Consider the following 18056-nt stretch of genomic DNA (forward strand, 5'->3'; position numbering starts at 1 on the left):
TCAGGCGCACTCAGGCTACAATATTATAGTTAAAATGATATATCATATGCTTTTGCTACAAAGTATTGGCGCTTGATTGTGATTGATTCGAAAACTATTGTTCTATGTGCAGATGACTTTGGTTTGGACTCCGGAATTTCGGAAGGTATTTTAAAATTAGTCCATATGGGGCGTCTGTCTGCTGTAAGTTGCATGGTGAATATGCCGAGTTTTATTCCTTATGCCAAAAAGCTACTCGCTTTAAAAAAATGTCAGCACATCCAAATTGGTTTGCATTTTAATTTAACTGAAGGTCATTTAGCATCCATCCCAGAACAATTATCTTTTACATTACATGAATTGTTGATTAAGTCGCATCTGCACGCGCTGAAATTATCTTTTATTGCAAAAGAGTTTTTAGCTCAATTGGATCAATTTATAAATATCATGCAACAACCCCCTGATTTTATTGATGGCCACCAGCATGTGCATCAATTTCCTGTGATACGGAAAGTCATTTTGGATCTTTATGAACAAAGATTGAAAAATTATGGAACTTTTGTTCGCGCCACTTGGCCGTCCATTAATGTGCCACAAAGTCGATTTAAAGCAAAAGTATTGGAGTTTACAGGAGGTAAGGCATTACTGAAGCAACTGATACATTTAGGCATCCCACATAATCGTTACTTCTCGGGCATTTATGATTTTGCACCTGATGCTAATTATAGAGAGATGTTCAGAAAGTGGATGGCTTTAATGAAGGACAACACATTAATTATGTGTCATCCAGCAGATAAAGTGAGTCCTACTGATCCTATATCCCCGGCGCGTTTAAATGAATTTAATTATTTTTTAAGCGAAGAATTTTTAAAAGATTGTGATGAATTTCAGGTTCATTTAGCCCAAGATGAACATGCATTCTCCCTGTCATCCCAGGTGTAGCGAGGGATCTTTCATCGCAAGTGGGGACTATAGTCCAGGAACTTTCTCATCGTGCGTGGATGACAGGGATTGTAAACAGCTTCCAGGTTAAATTTACTCGTCTTTTTTTTTTATGTATTATCCCTTTTAGATACTTTGGAGTCGTTTAAAAAAAGGAAGAATACCTTGAATAATTTTTTTTGGATCTCTTGTGGCGCGATCATTGGTGCGAATTTGCGTTATTTAGTGAACCGTTTTTCCGTCAAATATTTATCTGCAGGTATTCCTTTTGGAACATTTATTGTGAATCTTACAGGAAGTTTTATCCTGGGTTTTTTTATGACCTGGACTTTAGAGCGGGTAGAGGTTGATCCAAGATGGCGTTTGTTTGTTGCAGTTGGATTTTGTGGCGGTTATACAACATTTTCAAGTTTCAGTTATGAAAGCTATGTGTTGCTGGAACAGAGTGATTACGCCCTTGCTGCACTAAATATTATTTGCAATAATGTTTTATCACTAGCAGCAGCTATTGCGGGCGTAGTGCTCGCTCGGACAATCTAATATGAGTCATGTAAAAGTTTCTATTTATATTAACGAAGGAGACAAATGGCAACATCGTCCCCTACACCTTGAACTTTTAAGTATGCTGGATAAACAGGGAATTGCAGGTGGAACTGTGTTGCGCGCAATTGCCGGATTTACCCTAAAAAGCCCTGTTGTATCAACCTCATTGGTTGATATAGGTAGCAATCTTCCTTTAGTGGTGCAATTCGTTGATACACCGGAAAAAGTGGATGCGGTATTACCTCAAGTAAAAGAAATGGTTGGGAAACGTCTCATTATTCGTGAGCCTGTAGAAGTTGTGAATGGCTTTTATCCGGTCTCTTAATCGCAACTAAAAAACGCCTATCAATCGATTCAATTTGATGCTGAGTCTCTTTTACAGCAGGGTACTCATTTGAGTGTATTTATCTTTCTTTACTCGATTTATTGTAAAAAATCTATTTATATACTATTATTATCTATAAATAGAGGTAATAAACATGAATCATTTACATTTAGCACCGTTTAATACATCACAAGATTTAAGTGAAGACGTTTTAAAACGTAATACTCAGAACGTTATTGCCCTTTTTAAGCATTGGCAATTAAAAAATGAAGAAGAGTGTGAATTGTTAGGCGGCATAAGCCCTGCACAACTAGCTAAATTTAAGAAGGGAACGGCTCATATATCGGGTAGAGATACAATGGAGCGAGTGGGCAATCTTTTAGGGATTCATAAAAATTTGAGAATTCTCTATCCATACAATCGAGAATTAGTCTATCAATGGATAAAAGGAAGAAATCAAAAGCTCCATAATCTTCGCCCTTTGGATGTGATGCTGGAGCAAGGTTATATTGGCATTGCTCAAATAAGACGACTTACTGATTTTTTGCGAGGCCAGTAAACGTGTCTTTATTTGATACTGTCAGGGAATACTCACAAGATATTTTTAGAAATATAAGAGGAATAAAAGTATCTCAAGATTTATTTGATGATCTCAGTGATGATCCTCTAAATTGGGAAGCAGCAAATACGATAGAAAGTCATACTCATCCGGTATTAACCCACCAATCTTTAATTCAACGTGCATTTGATTACAGTAAAAATGATTTTATTGATTATCCATTTGAAAACATAACAAGCTCTCGTTATAGCGATGGTTCAATGGCTTGCTGGTATGGTTCAGAAACATTAAATACAACGATTTATGAAACACGATATCATTTTGTTCAGGAAATTAAAGATTCCTGGGATATTTTTCAAAACCAAGAGACTGTCATCATTGATAGGAGAGTGGCGAAAATTTATTGTCAGGGTTTAGGGCTTGACCTTACTGAAAAAAAAGAAGAATTCCCCTGGTTAATTGATCCAAACAATTACACACCATGCCAAGAAATAGGGAGAAGAGTAGCTCAAGAAGGACATCCATTGTTAATTGTTCCCTCCGCGAGACAGCCACAAGGAGTTAATCTCGTGGTTTTTAATCCGAATGTACTTTCTAATCCAAGGGAATTTTGCAGATTACAATATGTCTTTGATGTAAAACAAAGGAAAATTCAATGCATTCGAGGAGAAAATGAAGTTGTACTTGAGCAAAGTGAGGTTGAGATTTAAATCCTAAGTTAGGAAGCTTCTCTTCCCATTTGTGGGAGGGGTCGTCATGAATCTAACGGCAGGCCCAAAATCGAGATATCGTAAAGCTATAGACTGAAACTAATCCCAAAACCAGAAATAAAGCAAACAAGTAATTTAAAGTCGTATAACGTAGAAGCAAGAAGTAAAGCATTTCATTAATGATTCCCGCAGAAGCGGCTACCAAAAAAAAATGGGGTAAACTTAAAATTTTTTCATCATGCAGTCGAGCAAAAGTAAGATATTTATGTCCTAAGAAACTGACATTAAAGGCAATTAAAAAGGCAAAAACATTGGCGGTGAGCGCTTGGATTTGCATGAAATTCACTAAATTGAATACAACAAAGAGGTGGATTAAAGCCGCAGAGCCACCAATTGCCGCAAAATAAATCAGTCGATACCTTAATTTAAGTTGAGCTGTCATCAAAGCTGGATTCCTCATCAATAATGTAATGGGGTCTATGTTTGACTTCATCAAAAACACGGCCTATGTATTCCCCCACTACGCCCAAGGCAAAAAGTTGTAAGCCGCCAAAAAAGGTAATTGTTGTGACTATGGTTGCCCAACCAGGAGTTTCTATACCAAATATCAGGGTACTGATAATAATCCAAATCCCATAAAATATTGCAAGGGTTGCAACGCTAATTCCACCAATAGCAATCATTCGTAATGGAAATGCAGTAAATGAAGTAATTCCTGTAATTGCCAAGTCCAAAAGCGAGTAAAAATTCCATTGTGAAGTACCTGTCTTTCGAGGTTGTACTTCAAAAGGAATAGCAACTTGTTTAAATCCAACCCAACTGTATAAGCCCTTCATAAAACGATTTCGCTCAGGTAATTTTTGCAGTGCTTTCACGATCTTGCGATCCAAAAGTCTGAAATCACCGGCATTTGCAGGGATATTAATCCGATTGATTCGTGAAGTCAGTTGATAGAATGCTTTGGCACAGGTTCGTTTTAACCAAGATTCATTAGCACGGTTTTGACGCACAGCGTAGACCATATCATAGCCTTCTTCCCATTTAGCAAGAAATTGGCTTAGAAGTTCCAGCGGATGTTGGAAGTCAGCATCCATTAGAATCACGGCATCGCCCTGGGCATAGTCAAGCCCGGCACTGATGGCATTTTCCTTGCCAAAATTTCTACTAAAACGAATGCAGCGGAGCGGAAATTGTGTTCTTAATTGCTGAATAACTACCGGCGTATTGTCCTGGCTGCCATCATCCACAATAAGTATTTCATAGGCGTAACCCAGTTTTTTTAGGGTATCAGTTAATGCCGTAATAAATTCGGCTATTCCTGCTTCTTCATTGTAAACTGGAACAACATAGGAAACGCGTTTTGTATGATTTATTGGTTTGGACATGTTGGGTTTAATTGGTAAACGGCTGCTGTAATAAACGCTTATATTAACCCGAATTGAAAATTCTCGTAAGTGAATTTAAATTTTTTTTATTAATAAGAAATAAGCTGATACTATGGCTATCCTATTTTTGTTTTAGCGTTATGAACCGATGAAGCACATTGATTTTGACGAAATATGGGATACTAAGAAGCAACCTATTTTTCTGGATGAAAAAGTTGCTAAATTTTTATTTAAGCAAAAAGAAGACGTCAATTTTTTTGCCTCACCACTAGATAGTCTTGTGCCAATAAAATCAAAATCAAAATTAAGTCTCTTTGATAGCGCCCCCCCATTTTCTTTTAGCCACAGTTTAGTTCTCTCTGGTAAAAATCAATGGCATATTATTGCTAACGCCCACAAAGGGAAGGGCGGTTTTGGTTCGGTTAATGAATCAAAATATAAAATCGTGGTGACGCATGGCCCTAAAAAGAAGCATTATCAAGCGCAACTCATTCCGGTTAACGATGTGGTCAAAGTACAAAGGCCATCGAAGGAAACTTCCTATGCAGAGCTATTGAAGAGGACAGAAAAAGAAGCATTAAGACAAAAAAAGCATGGGGTCAATGTTATTGGTGTTGTTGGGGCAAAAGACAGAGTCATTACCATCCTTGAAGATTGTGGGACTAGCCTGGATAAGCTATTGCCCTTTAGTCCCAGCTACAACTATTCTTTTCAGTTTCGCCTCGAAGTCGCGGCCAGGATAGCCAGTGAAATGCTTTTATTACAACAAAAAGGCGTGGTGCACCGCGATCTTAAGCCCGCTAACATCTGTTATAAAAAATTGTCTCATGGACAATTTCAGATTATTTTTATTGATTTTGGTTTGGCCGAAGATATTGATTCAAAGAATAACCTAAAACCTTCAGGAACTCCTGCTTATATGGCCCCGGAGGTACTTATTGGCGAGGGCAGCACTTATGAATCCGATATGTATGCTTTCGCAGCGATATTAGGCGAGATTTTTGGGGCTAAAAATATTTTAAAAAATAAAGAGTCGGCGGCAACGTTGTACGAATTAGCCTCAGCAACTTATTGTCTAGACGGTCTTTTTACTGGTTATGATGTATCCGAAATTGATCCTTACCTTCTTGAAGACATAAAAACATTACTCTATCGTTTACAAAGTCAAAAACCTGCAGACCGCCCGAGGATTGATGAAGTCAATAAATTCCTTATTACTCTCCCCGCCAGGATGGATACCTATAAAAATTTTAGTGATAATTGGGCGAAGATGGTTGAATGCTTTAAGCAATTTGAAGGCTACCATCAGAAAATGAACTTGTTAGTGTCAAAACATGAATTAGTTCCATTTGGAGTGAACCCACTTTATGAAAATAACATCTTGAATCACACATTTAATCGAGGGATGCTCCAAAAAAGAGCGGATATTTATAAAGAAATTTCAAGATTTGCTTTACCTCAATCTCATTATGAATTGGCGAAAAGATTAATTAAAGAAAATCGAAGGGCTGATTTTGAAGATCAAGATAATCCTTATCCTAATGTGGAAAAAGTGATTTACATGTTGCAGAAGGAAAACTTGAAATTTAAGAAAGCGATGGATAGTTTTAATAACTGCGTTTGGAGCATTGTAGAGGGCAAACAGCTAGCAAAGAAATTTATTAATACCAACAGCACGGGAATGAGAAAAATTGCCAGAATTTTGTGTTCTCAACTATCCCCTTTAGAACAATTGGCACAATTGAAACAAATTGGTCAGACAAAGATTGAACCAGGATTGTTCTACTTTTTCAGCCATTCCAAGATTTTTGGTAAAGGTCGACATCAGAATATAGAGAAATTTTATCAAAAGCTTGCTCAAATTGATCCGGAAAAAGAGGAAGCAGAGTATTGTGCCAGAGAGCAATTGGATGAAATCGTTCAATTTATCCAAAGCACAACAACCTTTACGCATTAAGCACGCAGGAGTTGTAGCTCTGTAGGTCGCCTTGGCCGACAATTCTTTATGGGTTATTGCGCAGCAATATGGTGTTGGGCCAAGGACCAACCGGCATTCTCCTTAAAACCGAGAGATTATAATGAAGAGCCACACCACAAGTGCGTTAACAATCGTAATAAAAACCGCTGCTGAACCCAGATCTTTGGCTTTTTTAGTTAAAGGGTTCCAGGCGCGATCAATTCGATTTAGTGTGGTTTCTACCGCTGAATTCAATAATTCAGCTACCCATACTATGAGTAAGGTACTAATTAATAAAGCCCGTTCAACAGATGTTTTTCCTACAAAAAACGCTGTAGGAATGGCAATAATGCCAACGTACAATTCAAGGCGGAAAGCAAATTCGTCTTGAAAGGCTGCTTTTAAACCCGCAAAAGAATAAATGCTGGCTTCTTTTATTTTCAAAATCGCTTTAACTATGAAATGAAACATTCAATTAATCCTACCGTCATTTAAAATTTTTTTAGTTTGTCTGAGATCGCTGTACTTTTCAAATAGATATTCCATAATAAATTGCCTAAAAGAGTTTTTATGTACTTAGACAGCACTTCCAAAAAATTTTACAAGCAGTTCTTAGGGGTTGGGTATGGGGGAAGGTTATACAAGTTTGGTCGATTTACTGGAAAAAAAAGCAGAAAACAAACCAGATTTCCCGCTCTATACGTTCATAGACAGAAAAATACAGGAAAACAAGAGTCTGACGTATCGTGAGTTGGCAGAGCAAGCAAGAAAAATAGCAAGTATTTTGTTTGAAGTAGCAAAGCCTGGTGATCGTGTATTAATTATTTATCCACCGGGTTTGGATTTTATTGCTGCTTTTTTTGGTTGTTTGTATGCCGGGACCATTGCAGTGCCTTCTTATTCTCCGACTACCAAAGATTGGGCTGAAAAACTCCAACATATTATTAAAAACTCAGGAGCTCATGTTGTTTTAACCACTAAAGAGTTTGTGCAGCAAATCAAGAAACTAAAGGGCAAATATGGAAATTATGAAGCGATACGGTTTATCACGGTAGAAGATTGGATGAATGCAACGGATACATGGCATTCTCCATCACTTACAGAAAACCACCTCGCTTTTTTACAATACACTTCAGGGTCCACTGGAAAACCTAAAGGAGTCATGATCAGTCATGGTAATTTGCTGCATAATTTGTTTGTAATCAAAAAAGCTACTCAGCTGACTGAAGAAGACATTAGTGTTTCTTGGTTACCTCATTTTCATGATATGGGACTTATTGGGGGGATATTACAACCTGTTTTCAGTACCATCCCTGCCAAGCTTATGTCGCCATTGACCTTTTTACAACGTCCGGCAATTTGGTTAGAAACCCTATCGCACTATCGCGCTACGGCAACGGTAGCCCCCAATTTTGCTTATGATTTATGTGCCAGTGAAATCACTGAAGAAGAAAAAAGTCGATTGGATTTAAGCCGCTTGCAATTTGTCATGAGCGGAGCAGAGCCGATTCGCAAAGCAACGGTTGAGCGCTTTATTCAACGTTTTGCTTCGTGTGGATTTTCGCCTGAGTTTTTTTATCCGTGTTACGGACTTGCCGAATCGACATTGATGGTTACAGGAGGAAGACGCAAACAAGGAATAAGAAGTCAATGGGTCGATAAGAACACATTAAATCAAGGCAAAGTAATTTATTGTGATGAAACACATCCTGATGCGCGTAGTTTGATAAACTGTGGACAGGTCATTGATCGTTGTACTCTTGCCATTGTTAATCCCGAGACCTTACAAGAATGTCCTGAAAAAGTGGTTGGTGAAATCTGGGTAGCCGGGGCGAGTGTTGCCCAAGGTTATTGGCAAGCACCTGAAGAAACAAGCCGTTCTTTTAATGCGCGAATTGAGAATAGGGAGCCTTCTTTTTTACGCACAGGGGACTTGGGTTATCTGGATGAGGGGTCGCTGTACGTCACAGGACGTCTGAACGACCTGATTATTATTCGCGGATGTAATTATTACCCGCATGATTTAGAAGATACCCTTCATAGATGCCACCCTGATTTGCGTGAGCATTGTTGTGCTATTTTTTCGATAGAAGAACATGAACGTGAGTTATTGGTTATTGTCCAAGAAATTAAAAAGAACGTTCAGGCACCGAACTTAGAAGAAATCATCAGAACTCTACGCAGCACCCTACTGCAAAAACATGGGATTGATGCCGATGTTGTCGCGCTTGTTGGTCGTAATTCAGTTCCTAAAACAACCAGTGGAAAAACGCAACGTTTATTATGTAAGAAAAAATATTTGGAAGAGGATTTAGATTTTCTCTGTATTGATAAGATTGTTTCGCATGAAGCAGAGGAACAGGTCAAGAAGGTTACCGGTTCAGAGATTACCCAGCGGCTCAACTCGATCTTCAATAGTGATCTTACGGTCTTAGATAAAGAAAAAAAATTAAGTGAGTTAGGATTGAACTCTGTGAAGCTGGCCCAGTTGCATGAGACCCTTTCAACCCACTCGGGTAAAGACATATCCATTGAATTTTTACTTGCGGATCCTTGTCTGGGCGACATTATAGACTTATTGCATACGGGAAAAACAGAAAAAAGGCTTGACCTGACCTCCGTCGATCTAGCCGCTGAGTTTCATCAATATAAAAACATGGTCCCGCACGTCACTAGTTCGTCCAAATCCATGCCCCAACATGTATTAATAACCGGGGCAACAGGCTTTTTAGGCGCTTATTTACTGCGAGAGTTATTGACCCATACCAACTGGCGCATTACTTGCCTTGTTCAAGCCAATTCCCTCGCTGCAGGAATGAGCCGTGTGATTAAAAACATGGAGGATTATGGCCTATGGGATTCAGTTTTTCATGAGCGGATTAAAGTCGTATTAGGTAATTTGGAAAAAAACAACTTAGGCCTTTTCAGACAGGATTGGGAATATTTGGCCGATACGGTCGATCTTATTATTCATGGCGCTGCGGTACTTAACTTTATCTATCCTTATCAAAAATTGATGGCGAGTAATGTCCTTGGCACGAAACAACTCATCAAATTAGCGGGTTATAAAAGGTTGAAGGCATTGCATTATATTTCCACTGTAGGTTATTTTATGTCCGCGGATTTGGCAGAGGATGTAGTGATTTGCGAACAATCGGAGCTTACACCAGAAGACGGAATTTATGGCGGTTATAATCAAACAAAATGGTTGGCAGAGCGGTTGGTCGTTCACGCTCGTAGCTACAATATTCCAACGATAGTCTACCGACCAAGCCTGATCACTGGGGAAAGCCAAACGGGATACTGGAACCATGAAGATGTAGTATGTCGGATACTCAAAGGTTGTATCGAATTGGAGGCGAGGCCTACTCTTGATGTGCGCTTCAATTTTGTCCCTGTCGATTATGTGGCCAAGGCCATTACTCATTTTACCATGGAAAAACCCTATCAGGCTGATACGTATCACTTAATAAATCCACACGAAGTCGAGGTAGCGCAATTATTTGGATATATTCAAGCGAAAGGTTTTAAGATAAAGGAGATCGCCTATCCTGATTGGGAACAAATGATTCAACACAAGAGTAGCCATCTTAATCATTCATTTTCTCCTCTTCGCCCCTTTTTCACCGAAAAATTGGCACAGAAAGACCGTTCATTATTCGATTTATATCTCCACAACAATAAAGCGAAAATTGATTGTACTTATACTAAAAATCAGTTGGCCAATCATGGGATTTACTGCGAAAAAATAGATGCAACTCTGTTTAATAAATACCTTGATTATTTGCTTCATTGCGGTTACTTGACACACTTAAGAGCAGAAGCCTTTGAAGAATAGGGCTATCCCCATCACTCCGAGCGCAGCGATATAGGATGGTGCAGGGGCTTGGGCTCAGGTCAAAATGGGGTGTGGTTAATTTATGCTATAGTTCTACAGGGAGATATTGATGAGGAACAAGCATGACGCGCATTCATCAAATTACATCACTGCCTCATGATAAAGAGATTGTCTGCGAACGAGTAAAAGCCCATGGTTTTGGTTTATACGAGACTATGGGGGCTCGTCCAAGCCAAGAGGATGCATCCTTTGCAAGTTGGTACACCGCAGATCATTTTAATTGGCTTACTCCTCAAGATATTGGTCGTCGTTTGTGGACCAGCTATCATCTGGTTAACCATTTAGGTCGCTCCTTACTTTATGGGGGTAGCACGGCATCGACAACAGTGTACGATGGTCAAAGAACCTTAATCACTGCAACTTTAGCGGATTCTCTTTCTTTTGTTGTGGTTTATGACACACAGGAAAAATTGGCAGGAGTGTTCCGTTTAAATAGTATCATTCACCATCCTGGCGTCGAATTAGAACGTATTCAAAGAGCTGGTGGTGTCGTTTTTTTTGATCGCATCAACGGTCAGTTGGCAGTATCACGAGCGCTCGGAGATTTTAATTTTAATGCTCAGGTCGTTTGTGCTGATGCGAGTATCGATATTAACCCGCTTGATAAAATTTATGAACAACTGGAAATTCTGGAAGCAAACGTAGGGAAGGTGCAAATCATTATGACGTGTGATGGTTTTACAGAACCTTTAGCTTCACAGACCCAGGAAGAGCATGAACATTGGCTTTTTAATTGTTTAAGTAAGGTACCGTCTGCCAGCAAGCAGCAGGAGCATCAACTGGCAAAAATGCTTGTTAATGAAGCGCTTGCATTGGGCTCAAGCGATAATGTTTCAATTGCCGTACAAACACTTTCTCAGTCTTCGCCCTTTTTAATCGGAATTTATGATGGTCATGGTGGAAAAAGTGTTTCACATTATGCAGCGGAACATTTGGGTGATATTTTTGATTCCCAGTGTGTTCTATCTCAAGAAGCCTATGCGCAACAATCAATGAGTGCCGATAAAAATTTCATTACCTATTATCGAGATAACAAGGATCATGAATGGTATGAGCCTTTAGCTGAAGCTGAAAAAAAGAAAAGGCAGCGGAAGCGTTTTGGAGTCAGTACGGTTCATGCACAATTGAAATTACTGCAAACCGAAGCCGATATGTTTCTAGCCAAATCAGGTAAAAAAAATACAAGAGATGCTCAGAGTGTCAGTGCAGCAGTGCGCAGTTTTTGCGATTTTATCGATAATTTATATCGCCGCTATGTTGATTTGACCCTTAATGAACACGAATTTATTGAATGCATGATTTATCTTCTAAAAAACGATGGTATCGAGCGAAGTATCAATCAACGATTTTCATTTTTGTCTTTAGATTTTAAAGGATGTAAGGAACAGGTAAACATCATTACAAAACAAGAACCATTAAGACAAATTTTAATGCACTTATTCTCATTTTTGTAAACCCATTTCATGTTATCATGATATTTTTCTGATTACATGGAGGATTATTGTGCAAGAGTTTTTATCGATCAGTATGTTGATTATGTTGGCTGCGATTTCTCCTGGACCTGATTTTGCCCTGGTGACTAAGAATTCTTTACTTTATTCCAGAGGAGCAGGAATTTATACCGCCCTGGGGGTTTCAGTAAGTCTCTTGATTCATGCAAGTTACTGTATTTTAGGACTGGCACTGGTTATTTCAAAATCATTGCTCGCATTTAGTATTATCAAATATTTGGGTGCAGCGTACCTGATTTATATTGGCATCAAAAGCTTATTGGCCAAACGTGAAATGATGAAGTTGGATGCCCATCACGCCACGCATTCGATTAAGGGTTTGCAAGCCTTTAATCAAGGTTTGTTGTGTAATCTTTTAAATCCCAAAGCAATTATGTTTTTACTGGCATTTTTTACCTTAGTTGTAAAGCCTGGGCATTCCATTGCCGCTGAGTTAGGTTATGGGGTAGAAATCGCTTTAATTCACATGATTTGGTTTTCCTGCCTTTCTTATATGTTGACCCATCAGTATGTCAAAACCAACCTGAATCGTTTGCAATTTTATATTGTTAAAATCATGGGAGGATTACTCGTTGCTTTTGGAGTAAGAATCGCCAGTTTGAGTCAAGCAGCAATGCTGCCGGTAGCATTAGCTGAGTAGTTACTCTATTTCCCAGTATGGGCTCGTTGCCCATACTATAAACGCTCCAGATATAATTCATATTAACTTGTTTCATTCTATTTGTTTCAGCCAATCAATTGAGACAATTCATCACCCTCCAGGACAATGGACATAATAATTCGTTAAGGAATGATTTGTATAATAAATGCGCTTCAAGGGTCAAAAGAAAGCAAATCCCTGTGGTTGCAATTTATGATCAGCACAACATGCTGGACTTCGGATATTCGCTGCTCAACTCATAATGAGTTGATTTCGATGCTCGGAAATTCCTGAGTCCTTCCCAATATAGCGCATTATTTGTTCAATTAAAGTTTATTAGAGGTCATCTCATGGTACATCAAAAAGCTACACTCAAAGAAAAGAAAACACACGGAGAAAGCGAAGTCTATAGTTTAGAGATAAACGGCCTCTCTCCAAAAGATTGTGGGAATGGACAATATATGGTTATTCATGGATCCAGCAAACCTCTTTATTTAGCTATTGCGTCAGATAGAAATGATTCGTATATCAAGATTAGTCAAGTATTGAAACAAGGGGCGAAAAATTGTCTCTCTGAAAGTCAAGTCAATTCAGATCTTGAAGTTGATGCACCCTGCGGAAATGAATTTAAGCCGACAGGGCAAAAAGTATTATTGATTTGTGCTGGTTCCGCAGAATCCGTCATGAGAAACATGTATAAAAATTTAACATCTGAAGGAAAAGAGGTTTCAATTATTTATTCCGCAAAACAGCTTGAAGATCTTCCATTTCCAAAGTTAATTTTAAAGCTCAATCAAGATGCACGACACTATATTTCATTTACAGCGGAACAAGGAAATCAGTTTAAATCAGGACGTATTTCAGAACATTTAAAGACAAAAGATATTGATCCTGAAACATCCATCTTTGTTTGCGGCCCGCTAGGATTTGAAAATGATGTCGTTAATATATTACTTAGTAAATCCCATTCAGCGCAAAATATTCATCTGAGTCATTGGGGCAAAATCATTCCTGTAGATTCCTCTTGCCTTGAACAAAGAGGTTTTAAAATTCCCCAGCAAAAATCTGAAGTAGAACACCAACAACAAGCAACACCAACAACAGAATATCATCTATAGGCTAGAGTACGGAAATGGACTCCCTCTCGCCCTTAAGTTAAGAACTCCCTTAGGTAAACATCCCATCAGCAGCGTTGCCGTTGCCATCATAAAAACAGCCAATATTCAGTCATAGGTCATGGAACTTTTTTTTCAATTTAGGGCTGAAATTAAACCGGTGCGATTTTTTTCAACTAATATTGATACTAAGTGAGTACTGACTTACGGTGCTTGATTATGGAAATTAGGGATAATTGGGGCAGCAACACGCGGATGCCGTTACTTTTTATAGGTCACGGCTGTCCTATGCATGCAATTCAAACCAATAAATTTACCTCGAGTTTACATGCATTAGGTAATAAAATCCCTCAACCAAAAGCAATCGTATGTATTTCAGCTCACTGGCTCACAGAAGGTTCGTGGGTTACCCATATGCCAAATCCTAAAACGATTCATGATTTTTATGGGTTTCCTAAAAAGCTGTTCAATATCTCATATCCAGCCCCTGGTTCCCCTGAAACGGCAGAACTGATTCAAACCATTGTGACAAAGACACCCATTCATTTAGATGACGGGCAATGGGGATTAGATCATGGAACCTGGTCGGTGATGCGACATGTATATCCTCGTGCAAATATTCCTATCGTGCAACTGAGTATCGCCATAGAGCAACCCGTGGAATTTCATTATCAAATTGGTCAGCAATTACAAGTGTTACGTGAACAAGGCATTCTGATAGTCAGTAGTGGTAATCTGGTACATAACCTTTCTAAGATTAGTTGGGAATGCAAATCAAGGCCCTATGATTGGGCAATAGAGTATGATGAATGGCTCAAGGAAAAGCTAGTCACTCGAGATTTTATCGCTTTGCTCAATCATTATGATCAGACCGAGGCAGGTCAATTAAGTGTTCCTACAACGGATCATTATTATCCATTGCTCTATATTTTAGGTGCAACACGAAATGAAGATGAATTGGTTTTCATTTATGAGGGAATTGAGAACAGTTCGATATCTATGCGTTCTTTTTTTTGGGGATAAAGAAGTACCCTCTCAATAAGGTTGGCAAATACACCGCCTACATGCTATGGGCACGCAGCAGAGGAGAGGAACAGATCGAATTAGTCCGCACTTATTGAGAAATTACATGATTAATACTTAACTTTTTTAGCTAATTAACCAATAATAAATAAATCATATTAAAAGGAATTATAAATGCAATCTCAAATGGACAACCCTCCGCTTCAATTAGCGATTATGTCTCGGTGGTATGTGGTTTCACGAGCATTACATGCCATCGCCAAATTAGGTATCGCGAATCATCTTGCATTTGGACCTAAAAAGATTGATGAGTTGGCAAAACTCACGGAAAGCAAGCCCGAGTTGCTGGATAGGGTTTTAAAATTTTTAACAAGTTATGATTTATTTCATTACGATAATGGCTATTATTCGTTAACCGAATTATCTAAACCGCTTCGCGATGATGACCCTCACTCCATGCGTGATGTATTGTGTATGGTTGATGATGTTTGGTGGCAAGCTTTTTCTCAGTTAGATGCCAGCCTTAAGACCGGGACGCCGGCGTTTGAACTGCAACATGGAGATGATTTTTTTAGTTTTCTTAGCCAACACCCAGAGAAACAGCAAAATTTTGATAGAGGGATGGCGAAATTATCTTCTTATGATGAAACAGCTATCAGCCAAGCATTTAATTTCTCCATTTTTTCCAGCATTGTTGATATGGGGGGAGGCCGAGGAGGGCTTTTGAAAGCAATTACCAGCCAATATCCTGAGTTAACAGCAATTCTTTTTGATACGCCGGCCGTGATTTGTCAATTGGATCGCAACAGCTTTTCTAAACAAGTTACCCTTCAAGAAGGGGATTTTTTTGCGACAATACCCCAAGCAGATGCTTATGTATTTAAGGGGGTTCTGCATGATTTTAATGATGAAATGATGCACAAAATCTTAAAAAACTGCGCACAACAAATGCCTAAAAATGCAACCTTATTTATTGCAGAACAAGTCATGCCCGATGACAATAAGCCACATCCAAATAAAACGATGGATCTGGTGATGATGGTTTTATTAGGAGGACGGCAACGTACTTTATCCGAATGGCAAGAATCAATTGAACCCACAGGGTTTACTTTTAAAAACAGTTATCCAACGAATAGTTTATTTACTTTAATGGAATTTAAACCCAAATAGAGGAGCGGGCACAATTTTTGAAGTTAATAAGAATTCCCTCTCCACTTTATGGGAGAGGGGACATTTGTGGGTTTGCCCCAGGTTACAATTATTCGGGATACAACACGGAGCAAAAAATATTTTGTGGATCATACTGCTCTTTCAATTGAACCCAATCATCATAACGGTCTTCGAAATGAAGTTGCCAAAAGTGTTTATCCGGAGCATCACCTAAATACCCAGAAAGATAGCGTTTACCTCCTTGCGGTAGAAAGAGTGCATCCAGGTGTTTGATGGTTTCCAAGCAACTTGGAATTAATGCTTTTGGTAAACCGGGATTCAGGATCATCAGGGCAAAAATATCTTTACCTTTAGGAAGTTGTAAAAATCCCGTCGGAGAGGGTGAAGCAATTCGTGCAACATGTACTACAGTAGCATAGTGTAAAGGCAAAGTAGCTAATATCTCCTCCAGGTTTTCCAATTGTGCACCAGATATAAAACACTCGTACCATGGATGTTGTAGCTCCCATTGCCCATTCATTTTCATCGCATTAAAGCGTGAATCATGGCGATGTAAATAAGAATGGATTAATTCATCTTGGGTATGTAAAAGTCGCCAGGGTTTTAAGCCTAAATCACTGAAAGCAGGAGGATTATTATCATATTCCACAGCGACATGCAGCGCATAAAACCATTGCGCAAAAGGGAGGCGACCTTTTGGCGATAATTTCGCACCTTGTAGTGCTGGTGTGCAAAATGATTCCACATAATCTGCATTGGTTTGGCACAAAAGCATGTCATGCAGCCATTCGTTCTTATCTGCATAAAGCAAAAAAAATGTTCTCACTTTTTTCAAACAAGGTCTTAAGGCAATGCGCGCTTTGGTGATCAGACCAAAGCGTCCTTGCCCGCCCAAACAAGCAGACATTAAAGGTGAATGCTGCTCTAGATGGACCACTGTTCCATTTGCTTGCACCACTTCTAAGGCTTTTACATGAGCCACAACGCTACCGTATTTTGATGATGCAGCACCTACACCTCCAGCAGAAAGCACACCTCCAACGGATAAATTACAATTATGGGGAACTACATAAGGAACCATTGATTGTTTTAACGAGCTCTCTAATAAAGCTGCCCATGTGGCGTTGGCGTCAACCCAAATCGAATCTGCATCAGCTTTCGATGTATTGTTGAAGTGTCTCATACTTAGGATTAATCCACCTGGAACTGCAAGCGATTGCCCGCTTTGGCTCATTCCATTGCCACGAACTGTGATAGGCAATTGATGGGTATTGGCATATTGGATAAATGATTGCAGGTCTTCAATGGTCTTAGGCTCGAAGACGGCTAGGGGGTTGGAGTGTATGAGTTTACCAAAATCTTCTTGAAATAAAAAAAGCGAGTGCTCATCGCTGAGCACCGCTTGTCCAAACTCTTTTTTACACTGCTTTATGTGAAATGAGTTCCACTGGTTCTTTGTTTGCAGCATCTTGATGATTCCTTTGTTTTGCCAATTCGAGTCTTCGATTACAAGCAATAATCAATCCATCAAACATCTTGTTAAATGCATCATAGCATCGGTCTACCATTTTTAATGCTTCGCGGCGAGTGTGGATAGGTACTTTTCTCGAAAACAATGATCGTTCCATTTCTTCTTCAAACAAGGCATGGGCCATTTCTACTTCTAAGTGTGATGTAGAGAAATATTTGAGGTTTTTATCTTCTCCTGTGTTTTTCACTTGTTTTGATACTTTTTCAAAGAAAACGTGTCCTGATGATTCAATAGTTAAAAGGAGAACAATATTGAGAATTTCATCATTCGCTTTATAAACTTCTGCTAAAATAGCATAGGCGGCATCACGAGTTAATTGAGTTTCTTTACTATAAAGCCAACTTACATCATTTGTATCATTTGTTGAATCGATATTAACTGCTCCCATATATTTTTTATCATGCAGAAACCATTTTTCATGGCCTGCGTCTTCGAGCCTATGATGACGAGCAACTTTTCTTAAGTAGGGGTCGTTAACTCGTTCTTCATTTATTCTTAAAATATCTTGGAACGTCATTGCCCAAAAGGTTAGTTCAGGAACAAAGTAACTCAATTCTTTTAAACTTTTCAATTGTTCGAGTATTTCAAAAAAAGGATGATTCATGAATTCTTGTTGTTTGGAATCAATATAATCTTGTATGATTTTCATAGCCATCTCCATGAGAATAAATTTGTTGGACAATTTTAACAATGCATGACGCATACCAACTTTTTTTTTCTTTTTTTTGCTCGAATACGATAAAAAAGGAGAATTTGCCCCTTTTTTTC

At 38.8% G+C, this 18056-nt stretch carries 17 protein-coding genes; 12 read left to right on the forward strand and 5 right to left on the reverse strand.

The features are described 5' to 3' along the window. Positions 1–78 precede the first annotated feature (78 nt). The 5 genes from ACF8MK_RS07690 to ACF8MK_RS07710 all read left to right on the forward strand — a co-directional run bounded on the left by ACF8MK_RS07690 (position 79) and on the right by ACF8MK_RS07710 (position 3058). The gene (locus ACF8MK_RS07690; RefSeq protein WP_392538808.1) at positions 79–921 is read left to right on the forward strand and encodes a ChbG/HpnK family deacetylase; all 843 of its coding nucleotides are present in this window, start codon (positions 79–81) and stop codon (positions 919–921) included. A 165-nt stretch (positions 922–1086) separates the two neighbouring features. Continuing rightward, positions 1087–1461 carry a fluoride efflux transporter CrcB gene (gene crcB / locus ACF8MK_RS07695; RefSeq protein WP_265703196.1) on the forward strand — a complete coding sequence of 125 codons (375 nt, stop codon included), beginning with the start codon at positions 1087–1089 and terminating at the stop codon, positions 1459–1461. Position 1462: 1 nt separating this feature from the next. Then, on the forward strand, positions 1463–1789 hold the full coding sequence (locus ACF8MK_RS07700; RefSeq protein ID WP_265703198.1) for a DUF190 domain-containing protein: 327 nt from the start codon (positions 1463–1465) through the stop codon (positions 1787–1789). A 154-nt stretch (positions 1790–1943) separates the two neighbouring features. Then, positions 1944–2348 (forward strand): hypothetical protein, encoded by a 405-nt coding sequence (locus ACF8MK_RS07705; RefSeq protein ID WP_028380824.1) that lies wholly within the window; start codon positions 1944–1946, stop codon positions 2346–2348. 2 nt (positions 2349–2350) lie between these two features. After that, entirely contained in the window at positions 2351–3058 is a 708-nt protein-coding gene (locus ACF8MK_RS07710) for an RES family NAD+ phosphorylase (protein WP_392538809.1), read from the forward strand. Between the two features lie 52 nt (positions 3059–3110). Here the strand turns inward: ACF8MK_RS07710 and ACF8MK_RS07715 are convergent, their stop codons facing one another. Both ACF8MK_RS07715 and ACF8MK_RS07720 read right to left on the reverse strand, forming a co-directional pair. Continuing rightward, entirely contained in the window at positions 3111–3500 is a 390-nt protein-coding gene (locus tag ACF8MK_RS07715; RefSeq protein ID WP_265703200.1) for a GtrA family protein, read from the reverse strand. Then, positions 3484–4443, reverse strand: coding sequence for a glycosyltransferase family 2 protein (locus tag ACF8MK_RS07720; protein WP_265703269.1), 960 nt, complete (start codon positions 4441–4443; stop codon positions 3484–3486). Before ACF8MK_RS07720 ends, ACF8MK_RS07715 begins: the two co-directional genes overlap by 17 nt. A gap of 148 nt (positions 4444–4591) precedes the next feature. Between ACF8MK_RS07720 and ACF8MK_RS07725 the strand changes: the two genes are divergently transcribed. Beyond that, complete coding sequence (locus ACF8MK_RS07725; RefSeq protein WP_392538810.1) at positions 4592–6400, forward strand: protein kinase; 1809 nt, start codon at positions 4592–4594, stop codon at positions 6398–6400. Between the two features lie 102 nt (positions 6401–6502). Here the strand turns inward: ACF8MK_RS07725 and ACF8MK_RS07730 are convergent, their stop codons facing one another. Continuing rightward, entirely contained in the window at positions 6503–6871 is a 369-nt protein-coding gene (locus ACF8MK_RS07730) for a diacylglycerol kinase (RefSeq protein WP_265703203.1), read from the reverse strand. 154 nt (positions 6872–7025) lie between these two features. Between ACF8MK_RS07730 and ACF8MK_RS07735 the strand changes: the two genes are divergently transcribed. The 6 genes from ACF8MK_RS07735 (at position 7026) to ACF8MK_RS07760 (ending at position 15757) form a co-directional block, all read left to right on the forward strand. Beyond that, positions 7026–10238, forward strand: a complete 3213-nt coding sequence (locus ACF8MK_RS07735; protein WP_392538811.1) for a thioester reductase domain-containing protein — start codon at positions 7026–7028, stop codon at positions 10236–10238. A 122-nt stretch (positions 10239–10360) separates the two neighbouring features. Continuing rightward, complete coding sequence (locus ACF8MK_RS07740) at positions 10361–11752, forward strand: PP2C family serine/threonine-protein phosphatase (RefSeq protein WP_392538812.1); 1392 nt, start codon at positions 10361–10363, stop codon at positions 11750–11752. Positions 11753–11801: 49 nt separating this feature from the next. Next, positions 11802–12449 (forward strand): LysE family transporter, encoded by a 648-nt coding sequence (locus tag ACF8MK_RS07745; RefSeq protein WP_265703206.1) that lies wholly within the window; start codon positions 11802–11804, stop codon positions 12447–12449. Positions 12450–12799: 350 nt separating this feature from the next. Beyond that, positions 12800–13567 carry a hypothetical protein gene (locus tag ACF8MK_RS07750; protein WP_392538813.1) on the forward strand — a complete coding sequence of 256 codons (768 nt, stop codon included), beginning with the start codon at positions 12800–12802 and terminating at the stop codon, positions 13565–13567. Positions 13568–13783: 216 nt separating this feature from the next. Beyond that, positions 13784–14587 (forward strand): 4,5-DOPA dioxygenase extradiol, encoded by an 804-nt coding sequence (gene ygiD / locus ACF8MK_RS07755; RefSeq protein ID WP_392538814.1) that lies wholly within the window; start codon positions 13784–13786, stop codon positions 14585–14587. 174 nt (positions 14588–14761) lie between these two features. Continuing rightward, a complete protein-coding gene (locus tag ACF8MK_RS07760) occupies positions 14762–15757 on the forward strand; it encodes a methyltransferase (RefSeq protein ID WP_392538815.1) in 996 nt (331 codons plus the stop codon). A gap of 88 nt (positions 15758–15845) precedes the next feature. Here ACF8MK_RS07760 and ACF8MK_RS07765 read toward each other — a convergent pair whose 3' ends face one another. Continuing rightward, positions 15846–17225: an FAD-binding protein gene (locus ACF8MK_RS07765; RefSeq protein WP_392538816.1), complete on the reverse strand. Its 1380-nt coding sequence runs from the start codon at positions 17223–17225 to the stop codon at positions 15846–15848. After that, complete coding sequence (locus tag ACF8MK_RS07770) at positions 17176–17937, reverse strand: hypothetical protein (protein ID WP_392538817.1); 762 nt, start codon at positions 17935–17937, stop codon at positions 17176–17178. Before ACF8MK_RS07770 ends, ACF8MK_RS07765 begins: the two co-directional genes overlap by 50 nt. Between the last annotated feature and the right edge of the window lie 119 nt (positions 17938–18056).

Origin of the sequence: Legionella sp. 227, from assembly GCF_043161935.1 — a bacterium.
Taxonomy (GTDB): domain Bacteria; phylum Pseudomonadota; class Gammaproteobacteria; order Legionellales; family Legionellaceae; genus Legionella; species Legionella sheltonii.

Bases quoted from the DNA above. Each gene is read 5' to 3' on its own strand.
- ACF8MK_RS07700 (WP_265703198.1), top strand. From the start codon at position 1,463: ATGAGTCATGTAAAAGTTTCTATTTATATTAACGAAGGAGACAAATGG.
- ACF8MK_RS07705 (WP_028380824.1), top strand. From the start codon at position 1,944: ATGAATCATTTACATTTAGCACCGTTTAATACATCACAAGATTTAAGT.
- ACF8MK_RS07715 (WP_265703200.1), bottom strand. From the start codon at position 3,500: ATGACAGCTCAACTTAAATTAAGGTATCGACTGATTTATTTTGCGGCA.
- ACF8MK_RS07720 (WP_265703269.1), bottom strand. From the start codon at position 4,443: ATGTCCAAACCAATAAATCATACAAAACGCGTTTCCTATGTTGTTCCA.
- ACF8MK_RS07725 (WP_392538810.1), top strand. From the start codon at position 4,592: ATGAAGCACATTGATTTTGACGAAATATGGGATACTAAGAAGCAACCT.
- ACF8MK_RS07730 (WP_265703203.1), bottom strand. From the start codon at position 6,871: ATGTTTCATTTCATAGTTAAAGCGATTTTGAAAATAAAAGAAGCCAGC.
- ACF8MK_RS07735 (WP_392538811.1), top strand. From the start codon at position 7,026: ATGGGGGAAGGTTATACAAGTTTGGTCGATTTACTGGAAAAAAAAGCA.
- ACF8MK_RS07740 (WP_392538812.1), top strand. From the start codon at position 10,361: ATGACGCGCATTCATCAAATTACATCACTGCCTCATGATAAAGAGATT.
- ACF8MK_RS07750 (WP_392538813.1), top strand. From the start codon at position 12,800: ATGGTACATCAAAAAGCTACACTCAAAGAAAAGAAAACACACGGAGAA.
- ygiD (WP_392538814.1), top strand. From the start codon at position 13,784: ATGGAAATTAGGGATAATTGGGGCAGCAACACGCGGATGCCGTTACTT.
- ACF8MK_RS07760 (WP_392538815.1), top strand. From the start codon at position 14,762: ATGCAATCTCAAATGGACAACCCTCCGCTTCAATTAGCGATTATGTCT.
- ACF8MK_RS07765 (WP_392538816.1), bottom strand. From the start codon at position 17,225: ATGCTGCAAACAAAGAACCAGTGGAACTCATTTCACATAAAGCAGTGT.
- ACF8MK_RS07770 (WP_392538817.1), bottom strand. From the start codon at position 17,937: ATGAAAATCATACAAGATTATATTGATTCCAAACAACAAGAATTCATG.